The 17,983-nt window shown below is 34.7% G+C and carries 21 protein-coding genes, 2 pseudogenes and 1 riboswitch; of the genes and pseudogenes, 5 read left to right on the forward strand and 18 right to left on the reverse strand.

Translation table 11 applies throughout. The features are described 5' to 3' along the window. Positions 1 to 170 precede the first annotated feature (170 nt). The 6 genes and pseudogenes from FOT98_RS07395 to FOT98_RS07425 all read right to left on the reverse strand — a co-directional run. A pseudogene (locus FOT98_RS07395) lies at positions 171 to 749 on the reverse strand (ribonucleotide-diphosphate reductase subunit beta); the annotation flags it as partial. Between the two features lie 154 nt (positions 750 to 903). Beyond that, positions 904 to 1,854 carry a ribonucleotide reductase large subunit gene (locus FOT98_RS07400; RefSeq protein ID WP_309599945.1) on the reverse strand — a complete coding sequence of 317 codons (951 nt, stop codon included), beginning with the start codon at positions 1,852 to 1,854 and terminating at the stop codon, positions 904 to 906. Between the two features lie 382 nt (positions 1,855 to 2,236). Further along, positions 2,237 to 3,364: pseudogene (locus tag FOT98_RS07405) on the reverse strand (ribonucleotide reductase N-terminal alpha domain-containing protein); the annotation flags it as partial. Beyond that, positions 3,351 to 3,710: a class Ib ribonucleoside-diphosphate reductase assembly flavoprotein NrdI gene (nrdI, locus tag FOT98_RS07410; protein WP_000634376.1), complete on the reverse strand. Its 360-nt coding sequence runs from the start codon at positions 3,708 to 3,710 to the stop codon at positions 3,351 to 3,353. The gene nrdI and the pseudogene FOT98_RS07405, both read right to left, overlap by 14 nt. 476 nt (positions 3,711 to 4,186) lie before the next feature. Further along, entirely contained in the window at positions 4,187 to 4,504 is a 318-nt protein-coding gene (locus FOT98_RS07420; RefSeq protein WP_063261905.1) for a hypothetical protein, read from the reverse strand. A gap of 26 nt (positions 4,505 to 4,530) precedes the next feature. Further along, a complete protein-coding gene (locus tag FOT98_RS07425; RefSeq protein WP_000344283.1) occupies positions 4,531 to 4,725 on the reverse strand; it encodes a hypothetical protein in 195 nt (64 codons plus the stop codon). A 244-nt stretch (positions 4,726 to 4,969) separates the two neighbouring features. Between FOT98_RS07425 and FOT98_RS07430 the strand changes: the two genes are divergently transcribed. Beyond that, entirely contained in the window at positions 4,970 to 5,548 is a 579-nt protein-coding gene (locus FOT98_RS07430; protein WP_063261904.1) for a GNAT family N-acetyltransferase, read from the forward strand. Positions 5,549 to 5,583: 35 nt separating this feature from the next. Here the strand turns inward: FOT98_RS07430 and FOT98_RS07435 are convergent, their stop codons facing one another. Further along, positions 5,584 to 6,186 carry a hypothetical protein gene (locus tag FOT98_RS07435; protein ID WP_063261903.1) on the reverse strand — a complete coding sequence of 201 codons (603 nt, stop codon included), beginning with the start codon at positions 6,184 to 6,186 and terminating at the stop codon, positions 5,584 to 5,586. Between the two features lie 88 nt (positions 6,187 to 6,274). Continuing rightward, entirely contained in the window at positions 6,275 to 6,433 is a 159-nt protein-coding gene (locus FOT98_RS32275) for a hypothetical protein (protein WP_163097244.1), read from the reverse strand. A gap of 260 nt (positions 6,434 to 6,693) precedes the next feature. On the opposite strand from FOT98_RS32275, the gene FOT98_RS07440 reads away from it, so the two are divergent. Then, entirely contained in the window at positions 6,694 to 6,879 is a 186-nt protein-coding gene (locus FOT98_RS07440; RefSeq protein ID WP_001165081.1) for a YkvS family protein, read from the forward strand. A 55-nt stretch (positions 6,880 to 6,934) separates the two neighbouring features. Here the strand turns inward: FOT98_RS07440 and queF are convergent, their stop codons facing one another. Genes queF through queC form a run of 4 tightly spaced genes read right to left on the reverse strand, consistent with a single transcriptional unit; the run spans position 6,935 to position 9,313 of the window. Then, positions 6,935 to 7,432, reverse strand: a complete 498-nt coding sequence (queF, locus tag FOT98_RS07445; protein WP_000918895.1) for a preQ(1) synthase — start codon at positions 7,430 to 7,432, stop codon at positions 6,935 to 6,937. A gap of 18 nt (positions 7,433 to 7,450) precedes the next feature. After that, a complete protein-coding gene (queE, locus tag FOT98_RS07450; protein WP_063261902.1) occupies positions 7,451 to 8,167 on the reverse strand; it encodes a 7-carboxy-7-deazaguanine synthase QueE in 717 nt (238 codons plus the stop codon). Further along, positions 8,160 to 8,651 (reverse strand): 6-carboxytetrahydropterin synthase QueD, encoded by a 492-nt coding sequence (gene queD, locus FOT98_RS07455; RefSeq protein WP_000368410.1) that lies wholly within the window; start codon positions 8,649 to 8,651, stop codon positions 8,160 to 8,162. The genes queE and queD overlap by 8 nt, the downstream gene beginning before the upstream one ends. Then, on the reverse strand, positions 8,651 to 9,313 hold the full coding sequence (gene queC, locus FOT98_RS07460; protein WP_000711596.1) for a 7-cyano-7-deazaguanine synthase QueC: 663 nt from the start codon (positions 9,311 to 9,313) through the stop codon (positions 8,651 to 8,653). The genes queD and queC overlap by 1 nt, the downstream gene beginning before the upstream one ends. A 93-nt stretch (positions 9,314 to 9,406) precedes the next feature. Beyond that, a riboswitch (PreQ1 riboswitch) is annotated at positions 9,407 to 9,450 on the reverse strand. Positions 9,451 to 9,657: 207 nt separating this feature from the next. On the opposite strand from queC, the gene FOT98_RS07465 reads away from it, so the two are divergent. Beyond that, complete coding sequence (locus FOT98_RS07465; RefSeq protein WP_063261901.1) at positions 9,658 to 10,866, forward strand: ATP-binding protein; 1,209 nt, start codon at positions 9,658 to 9,660, stop codon at positions 10,864 to 10,866. 11 nt (positions 10,867 to 10,877) lie between these two features. Here the strand turns inward: FOT98_RS07465 and FOT98_RS32715 are convergent, their stop codons facing one another. From FOT98_RS32715 to FOT98_RS07480, 4 genes are all read right to left on the reverse strand, one after another. Beyond that, on the reverse strand, positions 10,878 to 10,994 hold the full coding sequence (locus tag FOT98_RS32715) for a DUF6254 family protein (RefSeq protein WP_000066280.1): 117 nt from the start codon (positions 10,992 to 10,994) through the stop codon (positions 10,878 to 10,880). A gap of 100 nt (positions 10,995 to 11,094) precedes the next feature. Further along, the gene (locus tag FOT98_RS07470; RefSeq protein ID WP_061678871.1) at positions 11,095 to 11,628 is read right to left on the reverse strand and encodes a DinB family protein; all 534 of its coding nucleotides are present in this window, start codon (positions 11,626 to 11,628) and stop codon (positions 11,095 to 11,097) included. A gap of 137 nt (positions 11,629 to 11,765) precedes the next feature. Next, a complete protein-coding gene (locus FOT98_RS07475) occupies positions 11,766 to 13,460 on the reverse strand; it encodes a M3 family oligoendopeptidase (RefSeq protein ID WP_063261900.1) in 1,695 nt (564 codons plus the stop codon). A gap of 160 nt (positions 13,461 to 13,620) precedes the next feature. Then, positions 13,621 to 14,067: a MarR family winged helix-turn-helix transcriptional regulator gene (locus FOT98_RS07480; protein ID WP_000203340.1), complete on the reverse strand. Its 447-nt coding sequence runs from the start codon at positions 14,065 to 14,067 to the stop codon at positions 13,621 to 13,623. A gap of 193 nt (positions 14,068 to 14,260) precedes the next feature. Between FOT98_RS07480 and FOT98_RS07485 the strand changes: the two genes are divergently transcribed. Beyond that, positions 14,261 to 15,757, forward strand: a complete 1,497-nt coding sequence (locus FOT98_RS07485; protein WP_063261899.1) for a DUF3149 domain-containing protein — start codon at positions 14,261 to 14,263, stop codon at positions 15,755 to 15,757. A gap of 29 nt (positions 15,758 to 15,786) precedes the next feature. On the opposite strand, the gene FOT98_RS07490 is transcribed toward FOT98_RS07485, so the two are convergent. Further along, the gene (locus FOT98_RS07490; protein ID WP_000495532.1) at positions 15,787 to 16,068 is read right to left on the reverse strand and encodes an aspartyl-phosphate phosphatase Spo0E family protein; all 282 of its coding nucleotides are present in this window, start codon (positions 16,066 to 16,068) and stop codon (positions 15,787 to 15,789) included. 398 nt (positions 16,069 to 16,466) lie between these two features. Between FOT98_RS07490 and FOT98_RS07495 the strand changes: the two genes are divergently transcribed. Next, positions 16,467 to 17,237 carry a divergent polysaccharide deacetylase family protein gene (locus FOT98_RS07495; protein WP_063261898.1) on the forward strand — a complete coding sequence of 257 codons (771 nt, stop codon included), beginning with the start codon at positions 16,467 to 16,469 and terminating at the stop codon, positions 17,235 to 17,237. 62 nt (positions 17,238 to 17,299) lie between these two features. Here the strand turns inward: FOT98_RS07495 and cbpA are convergent, their stop codons facing one another. After that, positions 17,300 to 17,923 (reverse strand): cyclic di-AMP binding protein CbpA, encoded by a 624-nt coding sequence (gene cbpA, locus FOT98_RS07500; RefSeq protein ID WP_061678867.1) that lies wholly within the window; start codon positions 17,921 to 17,923, stop codon positions 17,300 to 17,302. Between the last annotated feature and the right edge of the window lie 60 nt (positions 17,924 to 17,983).

Raw genomic sequence — 17,983 nt, forward strand, 5'->3', positions numbered from 1 at the left:
TTCGCTGCTGATTGCCCTATCAGCTATTCTCCTTTCCATCTATTGATAGTTAGAGAATAACCTGAATGAATGTATTCATCAATAATAAAACAGATAAATTTACAATAGGGGTTCCCAGCAATTAAAAGGGTTTTTCAATTGGTATCTCTACCAAAGGCCGCTATAAGTTAACGGATAATAAGGTTAATAATTTCACCACTTGCTGTCAATTTCCCTTGACCAGCTAAGTAAAGTGGATAGAAGAATCCACTATAGAATAAGTAACTTTCTAAGAACACACTTGCTACCATTGCCATGTATAACTCTTTTTTCGTTACTTCAGGCTTTAATAAACGACGATAGTAACTCGTAATAATACCAGCCTTTTTCTCAAGTAATGGATGATTGTCTACCCAGTCAAAAATATCATCGATTTCTTCTTCAGTAGCTAACGTTGTGAAAATATGGCTGTAACTTTTCGCATGTACTTCTTCCATAGCACCCATGAAAGCTAATACACTTTTTGCTTGTAAATTTTCAAGATGAACAAGTACAAGAGGCATACCTTCGCCACCTTGTTTCGTATCTAAAAGTGTTAAACCACCTAATACACGCTTATAAGCAATTTGCTCTTCTTTTGATAATTGCACCCAAGTATTTTTGTCAGATGAAACCGCAATTTCTTCTTCTGTCCAAAACTGAGCGATGTTTTGCTTCCAAAACATTAAACTGAAATCATCTTCTTTTTTATTCCAGTTAACAGCGCGCATTGAATCACCCCTATATCTATTATTGTTCTACTGAACGGTTAAATTTCCATCTAACAATGAAAAGCTAACCGTTTAGTAGAACAAACCAAGTATGAGCAGGGTTCATAACCCTGCTCATACTGTTGGGTTATTCATTTAGTATGGCCATATGCCATTAAACAGTACAAGCCACACACTCTTCCACGCTTAACTTACGTGTTCTTGTATAATACAGACTCTTTAAGCCTTTTTTATGTGCATAGATGTAGTAACGTGCTAATTCACGTGTTGAAATATCACTGTTAACGTAAAGAATTGTACTAATTCCTTGGTCAATATGTTCTTGAACTTCTGCGATCAAATCAATTAATTTAAACTGATTCATATCGTAAGACGATTTATAGTACCAGAACGTATCTTTTGATAAATACGGCATTGGATAATATGTTGTCGCATTCGCATACGTTCTTGACTCAATTTGGCTTACAATCGGCATTACGCTTGAAGTTGCATTTTGAACGTAACTGATAGATTGTGTTGGAGCGATGGCAAGACGGTATGAATTATATAATCCATTCTTCTTCACTTGCTCTTTTAAACTTGTCCAATCTTCTTTTGTTGGAATATGAATTCCATCAAATAGTTGCTGAACTTTTTCAGTTACTGGGCTGTAATCTGTCGTTTCGTATTTTTCAAAGTATGTGCCATTTGCATAATCAGACTTATCGAAGTCTTTAAATGTTTCGCCTTTTTCTTTAGCGATTTCCATACTTTTCTCAATAGAGTAGTAATTTAACATCATAAAGAATGTACGAGCGAACTCTTTCGCTTCAGCACTTTCATATGCGATTTTATTTTTAGATAAATATCCGTGTAAGTTCATGGCACCAAGTCCAACTGAATGAAGCTCATCATTTGCTTTTTTCACAGTTGGTGCATTCGGAATGATTGTCATATCAGAAACAGCTGTTAAAGCTTCCATTCCCGCATGCACTGCTTCACGAATTTCTTTATTTTCCATTACATTCACGATATTTAACGATCCTAAGTTACAGTTAATATCACGGCGGATAATGTCATCTGTACCGTAATCATTTATTTCAGAAGTTTCTTGAAGCTGGAAGATTTCTGTCTCGAATGTTCAACCGAGTTCGCTACTCCTCAGTCCGTTGCTCAAGCAACTGCTGTATGTCACCATACAGGACAGACTATATCATCACCTACAGCATTACCTGATTAGGTGCTCCGCTTTTCGAACGCCAATCGCTTGCGCTCTACTCCCATAAGGGATAGTCGTTAGGCTTTTACTTATCTTAATACTTCAGAAAGTCTCTTATTACTTTATGTTGTCCCATAACTCTGCTATACAAAATAATAAGATACATTCTGAACTTTTATATTTTCATTCTAAGATAAGATTTAGCACGGTAGGTTACCTCAAATTTGAGGCTTTCCCCGTTTAACGGAGTTTTCGACTAGCATTTCTACTAGAAGGTGCTACATATTTAACACAAGTTCGACATCTTCACAGTTCCAATATCCTTCAGTGGATGTTGGTTATTTGCATTTGATTTAAACATTAAGTATGGGTAACCAGACTCAAGCTGAATCATAGCGATTTTAATAAGCATATCACGTGCACTAATATCTAGCGGCTTCTTCTTCACTTTCGGATTGCTCATTAATTCATCGTACATTTCATCGATATCAATATCATCTAGATGCTTGCCATATTCTTTATACACCGTATAAGGCGCAAAAACATGGAAAGGTTCGTTTTTCTCAGCAAGCTCAAAGAACTTACTTGGAACGATAATTCCGATTGATAGAGACTGAATACGGCTCTTCTCATCGGCATTTATTTTTTTTGTATCAAGGAATTCAATAATATCCCAATGGAAAATGTTTAAGTATACTGCGCCGGCACCTTTTCGTTGGCCAAGCTGATTCGCATATGAAAACGAATCTTCAAGTAATTTCATAACAGGTACTACACCACTTGCAGCATTATCGATACCTTTAATTTGCTCACCGCGTGCGCGTAGCTTAGATAAGTTTAAGGCTACTCCCCCGCCGATTTTCGATAATTGCATTGCAGTATTAATGTTAAAGCCGATTGAATTTAAGCTGTCATCCATCTCTAACAAGAAACAAGACACCATTTCTCCTCTTCTGCTTCGTCCCGCATTTAAAAAGGTTGGTGTCGCTGGTTGGTAGTTTTGTTTTACAATCATGCTTGCGAAGTGTTTTGCCTTCGCAACATCACCGCGTCCTAAGTATAATGAAACAATTGCTACACGATCTTCATAGCTTTCTAAGTATTGTTTTTGATCATTTGTTTTTAACGCATAATCTTTGTAGAACTTAGATGCTGCCATATAAGATTGGAACTCGAAGTTTTCACCATAAGCGATGTTATATACCTCTTCTACTTCCTCCAAGCTATACTCGTCCAGAACGTTGTAATAGTAATCATGTTCTTTCATATACTCCATTCGCTCTGCCACGCTATTAAAATGAACGGTATTCTCTCTAGCTTCTTCCATAAAGACTTCTAATGCCTCTTTATCTTTATGAAGCTGATAAAAACCGTCCTGCATTTGCGTGATTTCATTATTCAGTTCAATGTGTCGCAATCTCCCGCACCCTTTCCTTAAAATATTCTACATCGTTATTTGTTCCTGATAACTCAAATTTTGATACAATAGGCACTTCATATTTAGCAGAAATTTTGTCAGCACTTGCACCGAACATGTCTCCCCAGTTACGATTGCCGCTTGCAGATACGCCTTTTAATTTTTCATTATTGCGCTCTAAAAATTCTAAAACACGTTCTGGTACGTTGCCAAAACCTGTTGTATACGTAATTAAAACAAAGTCTTCATCTATTACTAGATCTTCACCAATTTGAACGGCCGGCATATTTAATTTGTGAATGAAACGCTTCACGTTTCCTGTCATAGAATCATATGCAACTATCATTTCCGACCCTCCCTCTCCAATCTATACTCTCTGTATGTTGCTTCTTGATTTCTCTATATATTGTATTACGTTTCAAAATAAGACACAAGATATATGTATAAATTCTTTCTTTTTTTAAATTTTACTTTTCGACAAGATAGTCGATTTTTTTCAATACAATGACTATGAAACAACATTCTAAAACTCATGTCAATAAAGTGCTTTTCAAAAAAGTTGTCAACGAATTTAACCTTATTTTTAAAAAAGTTACCAATATATTTTGTCATAAAACGGCAAATGCTGGAGGAATATATTTCTCCAGCATCACGCAAAAAAGAACAGACATGAAACGATAATCTGTTCTAAAAAACGATTACATTTATCAATTTTAGTTTATTAAATATTATACATATACTTTCGGTTCGCGTTACATACTAAAAGATAACTATTATAGAAAAAGATTATTACTATGGAAATTCAACTTATTTATGAAAAGATTATTCAGAGTGCTCAATACGCAAAATATCTTTTACAAATATATGATGTGGATTTTCATCTTTATCAATCATTGTACATACAGGAGCTTCTTCATCAAAGTACACAATCATTCCTTCTACGTGCTGATATGTATGTTGAACTTGTACAGTTACTTTAATTTCTATAGCCTCTTCATATGCTCTTTTTATTTTTCGAAGCATTTTTTCCGAACACTTTCGTTTCTCTGGGTACATAACCATCCCCATAAACCTATTGCCGGCTCTGTCTTTCCACATATAATCCCAATGCGGTAATATACCTTGTTTAAAATCGCCCATAATTCTCCTCCCCTATAGTCTTCTAGTTACGAACGTGGCGTTTCTGAATATGTATAAATTACTTGTCCGCCGCGCTGCGCGTTCCCAATAATATGTTTAAAATCTTCACGCCCTACTACAACTTTCCTAAACGTATAAAATACATCTTTCGTTGCAACATACTCCTTTATTTCACCATTTTTCAGCTGATCCAAAATTGTATTTGCTAATTGCTCATCCATGTATTTCACCTCTATGCAATATTTTATTTTATCGTATATTCTTTAGGTCAACAACTGTAAAATTATCCAGATGCTATACCTTCATTTCATTTTCATTATTTGCAAACGATATCACTTTACTATATGTCCACTAAATATCATATACTAACATAGCTACTTCTCTATATCAAACATTTCGACATTCAATTATGCAAAGTTCCATACCACTATGCTACAATATACAAATAGAACTAGGAGGGATACTATGATTCGGAAAGCAAAAAAGACAGATGCGAAGCTAGTAGCGCCTTTATTGTATAACGCTCTGCACGAAATTGCTGAAAAAATCACTGGTAGCACAGTTGAGACAGAAGTATTACTAGGACTTGAAACATGGTTCTCAAAAGAGAGAAATCGACTGAGCTACGAAAACTGTTTTGTATATGAACAAGACGGTGATGCAGTTGGAGTTATTGTCGCTTATCACGGTAGTGAAGCAACAACGCTTGATACACCAATTGTACATTACTTAAGAGAATTACATAAAGATGAATCGATTACGTTAGAAAAAGAAGCTGAACTTGATGAATATTACATTGATACATTATCAGTTTCAAGTGCATATGGCGGAAAAGGCATTGGTTCTAAATTAATTGAAGCTGCTGAAATCCATGCAACTGAAAAGGTGTATGAAAAAATCGCATTACTTGTTAATTTAGAAAACAAACGTGCCTATTCACTATACGAGAAGCTAGGTTATAAAAAAGATCAAATCGTTATGCTCGTAGGCGAACCTTATGCACATCTCGTAAAAACATTAAACATCAAAGTTTCTATATCTTAAAAAGAAAGCACACGATTTATATAAATCGTGTGCTTTTATGTTAAATTTGTATGTAATGCATTACCATCCATCGCTTCGTGGAATGTATAGATTGTACATCCCCATGGCTTCCTATGTAAAATAGGAGAACCGGACCATCCCATTGCTCTCAGTTCCGCACCAATCATTGCATTCATGTAATTATGACCTATAAGAGCAATACTTCCGTGTACGAGAGCGTAACGATGTAATAAGTAAGCCGCTTGCCTTGCCCTCTCTCTTACTTCCTTATAAGACTCAACATCTTTATGGTAACCAAGTATCCATAATGTTCGTCCGATAAACATCCATACGTTAGGTTTACATTTCAACCCTTTCGGAGCATAAAAACTCGTCGGAACTTCAGCTTCCCTAAAAAGAGAATTTTGCATAAAGGATAAAGAATCCATTAATTCAGCTGCTGACTGTACAGCACACCTTTGATCACTCGTTACAATCAATTTTGCTACTTCAACCGCTTCCTTTGTTTCCATTGGTATAGGTGCTTGTTCTGTTGTAGTATGTAAGTCATATCCTTTCATCCATTCATGAAAGGATGTAACCGTCATTGGTTCTATAGTACGATCTAAGCGACCATGACGAATAAAAGAAATCTTCATTCTTTCCACTCTCCATTCATCACTTACGAACTCTATTATGTACTATTTTTTAATATCATACCACGCAAAAAAAGAAAGTTATACACCTTTACATATCCCCGCCACTCTCATTTGTGACCCCAGCATGTATACCATCCATCCCATCAAAATATGTAGTTGTTTCATGATGACGAATCTTTTTTAAATTTATATAAGAAAATACAAATAAAGTTAATGCTATAACACTCCCCACAAATTCAAACATCATTTTACCGCCTCTAATTTCTCCCGCTTTAGTAGGTTATTGTATATTTTTTATTATACCCCCATATAAAGATGTTCGCATTTAAACCGTTCTTTTTTTCTATTAATATGGAGTTCTTGCATATTTTCTTACAAAATGTGAATATTTTTCGAATTTTTACTTTGGAAACATTTACAAACTGGACAATATGGTTCAAAATAGGAGGAAATAAAAAAAACCAAAATTATTCTTTTTTTGGAAAACTGTAACAAGGAGAGTTGCTTATGCAGATCGCAGAAACTGGAGATATCATTGAATTTAAAGGTGGAATGCAAGGCCGTGTTCAAAAAGTAAATCAAAACTCCGTTATTGTAGATATAACAATTATGGAAAATTTTAGAGAACTAGATATGGAACCTCTTACAGTTGTAAGTCATAAAAACTATACTGTCATTAATCAAAATGCATAATATAATAGAAAAAAAGGATCTGTATAACATACAGATCCTTTCTTTCTATTATATATTAACGATTATCAATTGTTTCTGGATATAGATCATGGTTCATCATGCGGTAGTCTGCCATTTGTTCATATTTCGTTCCTGGGCGACCATAGTTGCAGTAAGGATCAATTGAAATCCCTCCACGTGGTGTGAACTTACCCCATACCTCAATGTAACGTGGATCCATTAATTTAATTAAATCATTCATAATAACGTTCATGCAGTCTTCGTGGAAGTCACCGTGATTGCGGAAACTAAATAAATATAGCTTTAAAGATTTACTCTCTACCATTCTTTGTTCTGGAATGTAGCTAATATAAATTGTCGCAAAATCTGGTTGGCCTGTTTTCGGACATAAGCTTGTAAATTCAGGGCAATTGAATTTCACAAAATAATCACGGTTTGGATGATTATTATCAAATACCTCTAAAATTTCTGGGCTATATTCAAATAAATATTTTGTATTTTGATTTCCTAGTAACGTTACATCTTTTAAATCTTCATCTAATCTTCCTGCCATTTTAAACATCCCTTCTCATTATACTCCGCGTTTATTTCCCCATACTAACGCATGAAGCTGCGGCAATACTTTTGCATCATTCATCTCTTTACAATTTACAGCTTTATCAATAAGCCACTCATACTTATCTAATAATTTTTTAATCAGCATCACATCATCCACTGTTTTTGTATCATCATTCCCTACTTGTAAGAAAAATGGTACATCTGGATAACGTTCGTGCATCTTAACTGCATACTCAAAGTCATAGTCATCAAATACTACTACCTTTAAACTAATATCTTTTCCTGCTAGTTTCTGAATAACAGCATCTAACTTCTGAAAATCAGTATTCATTGTCGAACTTGGTGGTTTTGGAGAAATCGTTATCTCATCAATTTGAAGTAACCAATCTTGCCATTTACTCCCTTGTGTTTCGATTGCCGTCCGCATTCCATTCTCTTTTAATATAGAAAGAAGAAACTCAATATTTTTCAACAATGCTGGATTTCCACCTGAAATCGTAACATGAGAAAAATTTTCGCCACCAATTTCTACAAGCTCATTCCATACGTCCTCTGCTGTCATCTGTCTAATTTGATCCTTAGCCGATCCATCCCACGTAAAAGCAGAATCACACCATGCACAGCTATAATCACAACCTGCTGTACGGATAAACATCGTCTTTTGTCCCACAACCATTCCTTCACCTTGAATAGTCGGACCAAATATTTCTAAGACAGGGATTTTACTCATCGAGCATCCACTCCCGTCTTACTTCCGCATAACTAGTTGGCGTCTCGAAAAGACGAACAAATTCAACGCGAGCTCCTTTATATTCGTTCGCACGATTATCTTTTATTAATGCTTCTGCCATCTTTTCGTAAATCCAAACGACCATGTTTTCAGCAGTCGTATTCATCGCTGGTAACGTTTCGTTTAAATAACGATGGTCTAAATAAATTTCTATTTCATTCTTCCAAATTTCTTTTATATCTCCAAAGTCAATCGCAAGACCTATTTCATTCACATATCCACTAATACCAAATACAACTTTATATGTGTGACCATGTAAGTTTTTACATTTCCCTTCATAACAGTGTAAATGGTGTGCTGCATCAAATGTAAATTCCTTGCTGACCATTACTCTTTTATTATGATATTTAAGCTGTTTGCGCTGAATATCCTTGTCCATTTTTTGCAAATTTTCTACGATGCGAAATCCAAAGAAGTTATCCATTAGTTACTCGCTCCTTCGCGCTCTTGTAGGTACGTATCTAATCCTGCTTTACGAAGTTGACATGCTGGACATTCACCACAACCATCACCAATGATTCCGTTATAACATGTTAATGTTTTTTCTCGAACAAACTCGAATGCTCCAAGTTCATCTGATAATTTCCATGTTTCCGCTTTATCAATCCACATAAGTGGTGTATGAATTACGAACGGATAATCCATGGATAAATTTAAAGTAACGTTTAACGATTTCACAAACACGTCACGGCAATCTGGATAACCACTAAAATCAGTTTCACATACACCCGTTACAATATGACGTGCTCCAACTTGTTTTGCTAATACAGCAGCAAATGATAAGAATAGTAAATTTCGTCCATCTACAAACGTCGATGGTAATTCACCTTCTTCATGTGTAATCTCCATATCCGTTCTCGTTAACGCATTTGGAGCAAGTTGATTTAATAGACTCATATCAAGTACCGTATGTTTAATTCCTAGCTCTTTTGCAATTTCTGCTGCACAATCAATTTCTAACTTATGACGTTGATTGTAATTAAACGTTACAGCCTCTACTTCTGCAAACTGCTCTATTGCCCAAAATAAACATGTCGTACTATCTTGTCCTCCACTAAAAACAACAACTGCCTTTTCTTTTTTCATTTCACTCATTCTCCTTCTCTACTACGAATAAGAAGAAAGAACGTTCTTGAACTGTCACAATAAAAAAACAAAACAATACCTAAAGATATTGTTGTTTCCATAGTTTTTTATAGAGGGAGTTCGCGAACCTCTCCCGTGCAATGCACGGAATTCCTTCTTTCATTGACAAAGCTTATTGTAACATATTGTATACTACCAGAAAAAATTTCTGACTTTTCCGCTATTTCTCATTTCATTTCTTTCATTTTATAGTATGATTAATTTAATGTGAGAAGAGAGGAGGCACCCTACTGAAACCCTTTATTATTTATCTCTTTTTAAATATATTATTCATCCTTGTTACCATGCTCGTATTCCATTTATTTTGGAATCAAAAAGGGAAACGCTCTCCTAAATTAAATTCAGCTATATTTATTACATTGTGTTGCCTCACTACCGTACTATGTATTACTTTCGGGGCAAAAACAAATTATGGATTTCAATTTGATATGCGCCATATCGTATTAATTGTCGGTACATTAACAGGAGGTCCTATTGCTGGTGCTTCCATCTTAGCTGTATTAAACATATACCGCTTCTTATTAGGTGGAATAGGTGTATTCCCATCCCTTATCGCTTCGGTTTTACTGTTTATTGTTCTACTATTAACATACAAACTATTTAACCGAAGTTCTAATCGTATAAAAATAGCACTCGCTATCTTTTACAGTCTCATATTTGGCTTAGGGTGGATACCATCTTTCCTTTCAGAGGTTACAAATAGTGCAGATTACATACCACATATTATCGTATACGAAATATGTACAATAATCGGAACAATCCTTACTTTATATTTGCTACACATACTACAAATGCAAGTTCGTCTTCAAAACGAACTTATGAATGCTGAAAAATTCCATTTAATTGGTGAAATGGCCGCGTCCATCTCTCATGAGATTCGCAATCCATTAACTTCAACAAAAGGATTTTTACAACTTTTGCAATCAAATACATGCACTGAGCAAGAGCGAAAATTATATATCGACATAGCCATCAACGGAATCGAACAAGCAAATCATGTTCTTACAGACTATTTAACTTTCGCGAAACCAAGTATTGAAAAAGAACAACAGTTACAAGTAGAGGAAGAATTATTGCACGCCTTATCTTTAATCACACCTCTTGCTAATTTAACAAATGTTCGTATCCACTACATCAAACAAAGTACATCTTTCTATATCGCTGGTGAAAAACAAAAACTGAACCAATGTTTATTAAATATTTTAAAAAACTGTATTGAGGCTATGCCTACAGGCGGTGATCTCGTACTTACTTTAGTTCCAGATCATAAACATATACAATTGTATATAAAAGATACCGGAGTTGGTATGGATCAAGAACAAGTAAAACGCCTTGGATCCCCTTTCTACTCAACGAAAGAAAAAGGGACTGGTCTTGGAATGATGGTCGTATTTAGTGTTGTGCAAGCTATGAATGGAAAAATTGATATTATAAGCGAAAAAGGAACTGGTACAACCTTTTTATTAACTTTTCCGCTCATACAAAAAACGTGATGAAATAATCATCACGTTTTTTCTGTTCCTTCAACTAATTCAGCAAAGGCTTTCACTTTTCCATGTGGTTTTTGATTTTCTTTACGTGCTTTCCAAGCGCGCTCTTCTTCTTTCTTTTTGTTGGACATACTTTTCAACTCCTTCTATTCTTTCTCCATGTAGTATTCCAAAATAAGAAAGAAAACTATGCACGTATCAAAAAAGAAGTGGTCTCCCACTTCCTTCTAATTATCGCTGTAAAATTGCGTGTTTCGCCTCTTTTAACTGCGTAAGATGTCTTTGTTCATGCAAATCAAGAAATTGAACCCACTGATACAAATTCAGATCATTAAAAACCGGATGCTTTAATCCATTTTCAAATAGATCTTTTTCATCTAGCACACTATGAAGCGCGTGTAATAGTTCTTGTCGTGAATGTTCTAGTAATTGAATTCCTTGCTGTTTTTTCATTAACGTTTCTGTTGGTTGCATTTGCTGAGGAGCTTCTCGTTTATGTGTGCGATCAAGCGTAAGTTGGAGGTCTTTAAATGGAGTCGTGTTTCTTTCATTTTTTTGTAAAGCATATACAAGGGCAGACGTGACGGATTGTTCAACTAAATGTAAATGATGCAAAATTTGAATAATACTCCATTTATCACGGCGCGGTTTTACATTCACTTCTGTATCATTTAACATTTCAATTTCTGATAATAGCGTGCTTCGGGTAGACTGTAACGAGTTCAACAAACTTTCTAAACTCACATCCATATTAGATTGAAGCATACTTCTTTCCCCCCTTTTTGTTGGTGAAAAAAGGTGCTCCTATTAGAAACACCTTTTAGTATTCTGAATTTTCTTTTATTATCTCATCATTTTCTCGCTATGTCGATGTTAAACATGTGAAAAAAAGCGCATGTTTTTTACAATTTTGTGTCGTCAATCGCATGTAGCCACGCTTCTATTTCTGTAATGACACTTTTCACACAACCTTCAGCAAATGGTGATGTTAAATTTGCAACTTCTACTAATTCCAAGAATGATTTACTTCCACCTTGTTGGCACAGAGTTACATAATCTTCCCACGCCTCTTGTCTATTATCTCTTGCACGTTTCCAAAATTGCAGTGCACAAATTTGTGCTAACGTGTAGTCGATATAGTAGAACGGCGAGCTATAAATATGTCCTTGACGTTGCCAAAAACCACCGCGCTCTAAATAATCATTATCTTCATAGTCACGATGCGGCAAATACTTTTTCTCTATATTACGCCATGCTGTCTTACGCTCTTCTGGTGATGCTTCTGGATTTTCATATACATAATGTTGATATTCATCAACAGATACACCATACGGTAAAAACAGAAGTGCTGAACTTAAGTGAGAGAAATAATATTTATCTGCATCTTCTTCAAAGAATGACTTCATCCATGGCCATGTAAAGAATTCCATACTCATAGAATGAATTTCACATGCTTCATACGTTGGCCAATTGTATTCTGGAATTTCAAACTTACGGCTTTCATATACTTGGAAAGCATGACCAGCTTCATGTGTTAATACATCAATGTCGCCAGATGTTCCATTGAAGTTTGAGAAAATAAATGGCGCTTTATAATTCTCAATATATGTACAATATCCGCCACCAGCTTTTCCTTTTTTCGCAACTAAATCTAATAAATCATTATCTAGCATGAAATTGAAAAATTCATCCGTTTCAGCCGATAACTCTTTATACATCGTTTTCCCATGATTAACAATCCAATCCGCATCTCCTTTTGGAGTTGGATTACCAGTAGCAAACTCAAAGTTTTCGTCGTAATACGCTAACTTCTCTACACCGATACGTGCTTGTTGTCGTTTTCTTAATTCCGTTGTAACTGGAACGATATAATCAAGTACTTGCTGACGATAATTCGCCACCATTTCCGCATTATAATCTGTACGGTACATTCTTGCATATCCAAGTTCAACAAAGTTTTTGAAACCTAAAGATTTAGCGATTTTCGTTCTCACTTTAACAAGCTCATCATAAATACGATCTAACTCTTCCTCATTCCCAGCTAAAAATCCGTAATATGCTTCACTTGCTACTTTACGTTCACTTCTTTCTTTCCCCTGCATAAATGGAATAAGCTGCGATAACGTTCTTTCTTCTCCTGCAAAGTCAATTTTTGCAGATGCTAATAACTGCGTATATTGTGAAGACAATTTATTCTCTAATTGTAAATCTTTCACGACATCATCAGAATATGTTTTTAAATCACACTCCGCTAAAGCAAATAATTGCTTCCCATAATACGCTTCTAATTCTTCACGGTATGGAGAATGTATTAACGCATGATAATACTTTGTACCATATCCTTGTACAACTGGAGAGAATTCATCAAAGAAATCTTGCTCTTCCTTATAAAAGGCATCTGTCGTATCGACAGAATGACGAATGTAACAAAGATTCCCCATTGTACCGAAGTCGTTGCGAATTTCGTTAATTGAATTGATGACTTGTTTTTGCTCTTCTACCGTTTTGGCGTTATCAAACTTCTCTAAAGCAACAGTAAACTTCTCTTTTAATTCTTCAATATTTGGCCGTTTATATTCATAGTCTTTAAATGACATGAACGAGCCTCCTCTCCATTATGTGCATCCTTACTATAATTCAATGCTTACTTACAAATCTCCTCTTATTCTTCAGCAAAATACGGCAGATCCTGTCATAATTACATATAAACAAAAAAGCCTTGGATTTCATTATCCAAAGCTCCTTTGGAACATACTATTACTTTTCATACTTTCCAATCTTTTTTAATAGATCAAGTAATTCATCCTTTTCCTCTTTCGTTAACATTTCAAAAGACTGATGTATAACTTGTTCATGCCCTGGAAAAATAGAAGCAATAAAGTTCTCTCCAGACTCAGTTAATTGTGCATAAATAACACGTCTGTCATTCGGGCACGGAATTCTCTTTACTAGTCCCTTTTTCTCTAGCTTATCTACAACATATGTAATGCTGCCACTCGCTATTAAAATACGCTCACCAATTTGCTGAAGTGGTTGACCACCTTTATGATATAACAGTTCTAATACAGCAAATTCAGTTGGATTTAACCCGTTACTTTGTATAGATTTATTTGTAGTATCCATAACAGAACGATGTACACGAGATAATGCAATAAATACTTTTAGAGATTGAGAAATATCTTCTCGTTCATTATTTGATGTCATACAACTTTCAACCCTTCACTTAAATTCTCAGTAATAAAAAGAAAAACAGTTTAGTACTTCATGTAAATTCCGAATGAGTATTCACTCATTCATTACCTCTCCCCAAATATATTATGAATGATTCTTGAATAAAAACATGACAATTTTAACATAGTTTATATATAATGATAATAAAAAAGAAGGAGTACCAAATTTGAAAGTCAAATTCCACAGCATAGTTTTATATATATTGCTTGTTATCCTACCAACGATAGGGATTGGTGCTACATTTTATTCATATCATTCGTATAAAATGAAGCAGGAAAACAAACTATCTGCTCACACGGTTCTCTTTTTATATAGAGACTATTTAGATCATCACCTTGGTGAAGCAATTTCCGCATTAGAAATGCTCTCAAAGGTCGTAGGAACCGAGACTGGAAATATAAATGGAGTAAAACAAATTGTACATGATACTGATGAAAACGATGCACGCTTTTCTGGTTTATATTACGCTACACCAGAAGGTATCATTACAGTCGCATCCGAAGGCGACCGACCACCTGTTGATGTCTCAGATCGTAAATATATTCAAGACGCGTTACAGACGAAGAAAACAACTATATCATCAGTCATTACGGATCGTGTTCTTGGACATCAAGCTATTATAATTGCTTCTCCCATTTTTAATAAACAGAAAGAAATCTCAGGCTTATTGTTAGCAAGTTTACGCTTTGACTACATTTCAGCATCTTTAAATGCCATTAAGCCACAATACCATTTTGAAGTAACTGATAAACATGATGTAGTTTTTCTCACCGATGATAATAAAGAAACAAGTGATGCGCATTCTAATATGCTTACTACCCCACTCCAAAGATTAAATTGGAAGGTCTCTGTTTCTCCATTGCCTATCCATCAAAAAACATTATATCAGTGGGTTTCAATAGAGTGTATAGCTACTTTATTTTTAATGTCTATTTTATTTTTACTTGCTCAATATATGTTGTTAAAACGTCAAACAAAACTGGAAAGACAACAAAATGAACTACAAAAAATTGAATTGGTTGGCACTTTTGCAGCTAGTACAGCCCACGAAATCCGTAATCCCCTTACCGGAATTAAAGGACTCGTTGCTCTATTGAAAGAGAAATATAAAGATGAACAAGATCAATTCTATTTTTCCGTTATCGAACAAGAAATAGAACGGATTAATGAAATTGTAAGCGAATTTCTTATTCTTGGAAAGCCAACTGCTATCATTGAACAAACATATGATGTGAGAAACATTCTAAATGAGGTAGCATTAATTATTCAATCTGAGGCGAATCTACATAACATTATATTCAATTTACATTTGCCAGACCATCCTGTTCATATCCGTTGCTCAAAAGACCATATGAAACAAGTGGTTTTAAACATTACAAAAAATGCAATTGAAGCCATGACTTCTGGTGACACACTAACTATTTCCGTAACGAACAATGAAACACACGCACAATTGCAAATTAAAGATACTGGAAAAGGGATTCCAAAACATATTCAAAAACACCTCTTTCATCCGTTCTTTACTAATAAAGATACTGGAACAGGTCTTGGGCTTGTCATATGTAAACGAATTGTAGAGATGTACAATGGGCATATTTTTATCGACAGTATAGAAAACGAAGGAACGACCGTTCATATCGAAATTCCGTTACACCTAGTATAATTATCCTTCTCCCAAAAGGGTAATTATACTTATTTCATAAAACCAGCTACAAGCATTCGCCAAAAATTACTCGATTTCCCTTCATACCCAATTTGAAAAATAGGTACCTTTATAATTGATAACCATTTTGGTGTTTGTTTTTCTTTATAACACTGGTACTGTAAAATAAGCTTGTCCAATTCTTGACTCACTTGAATCGTCTCCATACTATTTAACCCACTCGTTAAACCTAATTGAATCATTTCTTCACGTTTCATATGAATATCACGTGAAAGCTTTTCTAATGTGTACTTCCTTTTTACAGTAAACATTCATATCCCCCTTATTATACTTCCATGCTCTCTGCTTCACTTCTCCATCGGCCTTTTAACTACTTACATCATATTTGAATTTGAAGAATCAGAAAATTTAACATTTTCTCCCTGTAATTTACAAATCTTTACCCTCACTTTGAGAATTATTACAAATTATTCTATCTTTGTAAATACATTCGCAATAATAGACATTTTTTTCATCTTCTTTTTTTACAAATACCAATTAAATAGCGGATTTTCTATTTTCCATATACTTTTCTTCGACATTTTTTGTTTAATTTATATAAAAACGCAAAACATAATGATGATTGATAAAGTGCAATTTAATCATTCGGAATTTTGTTCATTCCTCACCGCTCGCAAATAGCCGGATAAAATAGAAAGGAAATATTTATATGCGCAAATATACGATTGCATTGCTTATATTTACTATGTTCTTACCATCCTTCTTATTTCCTGTTCAAGCAAAAGCTCATACAAACAAAGTTGCTATTGTCATTGATGACTTCGGCAATAATATGAAGGGGACTGATAAAATGTTATCACTTCCTATTCCACTGACTGTTGCCGTTATGCCTTTTCTCCCTTCTACAAAGGAAGATGCGATAGCGGCTCATAAAAAAGGGCACGAAGTTATTATACATATGCCAATGGAACCTATTAAAGGTAAAAAAGAATGGCTTGGACCAAAAGCAATTACAACTGATTTAAGCGACGAAGAAATAAATAACCGACTCGAACAAGCGATTCAAGAAGTACCACATGCAATTGGGATGAACAATCATATGGGATCAAAAGTGACTGCAGACGAAAGAATTGTAAGGCTTATACTTGCAGCTTGTAAAAAACACGGTTTATTTTATTTAGATAGCAAAACTAATCCTAAGAGTGTTGTCCCAAAAATCGGGAAAGAATTAGGAGTGCCTATTATTGAAAACCAATTATTTTTTGATGATGTGTATACAGCGGCACATATTTCAAAACAGGCCCAATTACTCATTAAAAAACTTCAAGAAAAACCAATTATGGTAGCTATCGGACACGTTGGACCTCCAGGTGAAATTACATCACATGTTATAGAGTCTTCTATCCCTAACATTCGTGAACATGCCGATTTTATTTTTTTATCTGATTTAGCATTATCTCCGCCTCCTGTTTCAAAATAAGATTCATTACTCACACTAAAAAAGGTACCAATCTGCATATAGCAAATTGGTACCTTTCCATCTTAAATATAATCTACATGGCTCACTCTGAATCCTTTTTTCTCTATTTTTTCGATTAATTGCTTCAGTCTTTTTTCATTTAACTCATCTGCTATATTTACGATAACGCGGCGAATATATTGATCACCGTTATCTAGCGTAAATAGTCCACCGATATTAAAAGCTTTCAACAATGTCCCTAGTTCTTTAATCGTTCCCTTACAATCTTGTGTTGCAATTGTTAATATATAACCACCCGTCCGCATACCGAATGAATCTTCAATAACATCAAATATATTGGAATGCGTTAAGATACCGACAAATTCATTATAGTCATTTAGCACAGCTAAAAATGGAAGCCGACGAATAACATAAAATGCTCTAAAAAAAGAATCCTTTTCAAAAATACATGCAGAGGAATCTTCCAGCATATGTTCCGTACTTAATTTCTCTAATCCGCTTTCACACTTTTTTTCTAAAAGATCTACTTTATAAATAATCCCCATGAATTTCTTTTCATCTTCTGCTAATACAGGGATTGCTCGAAATCCCGTTTCATTCATAATGTGCAAAGCCTCTTCACCTGAATCGCTTATTTTGCAAAATGTTACTTGCTGTTTTGGCAGAAAATGATATTTAACTCGCAAAATATGTTCCTCCTTACATGTCAACATGTAATCTATATATAATAAGGAGACCTATATTTT

Origin of the sequence: Bacillus sp. HY001, from assembly GCF_007558965.1 — a bacterium.
GTDB lineage: Bacteria > Bacillota > Bacilli > Bacillales > Bacillaceae_G > Bacillus_A > Bacillus_A mobilis.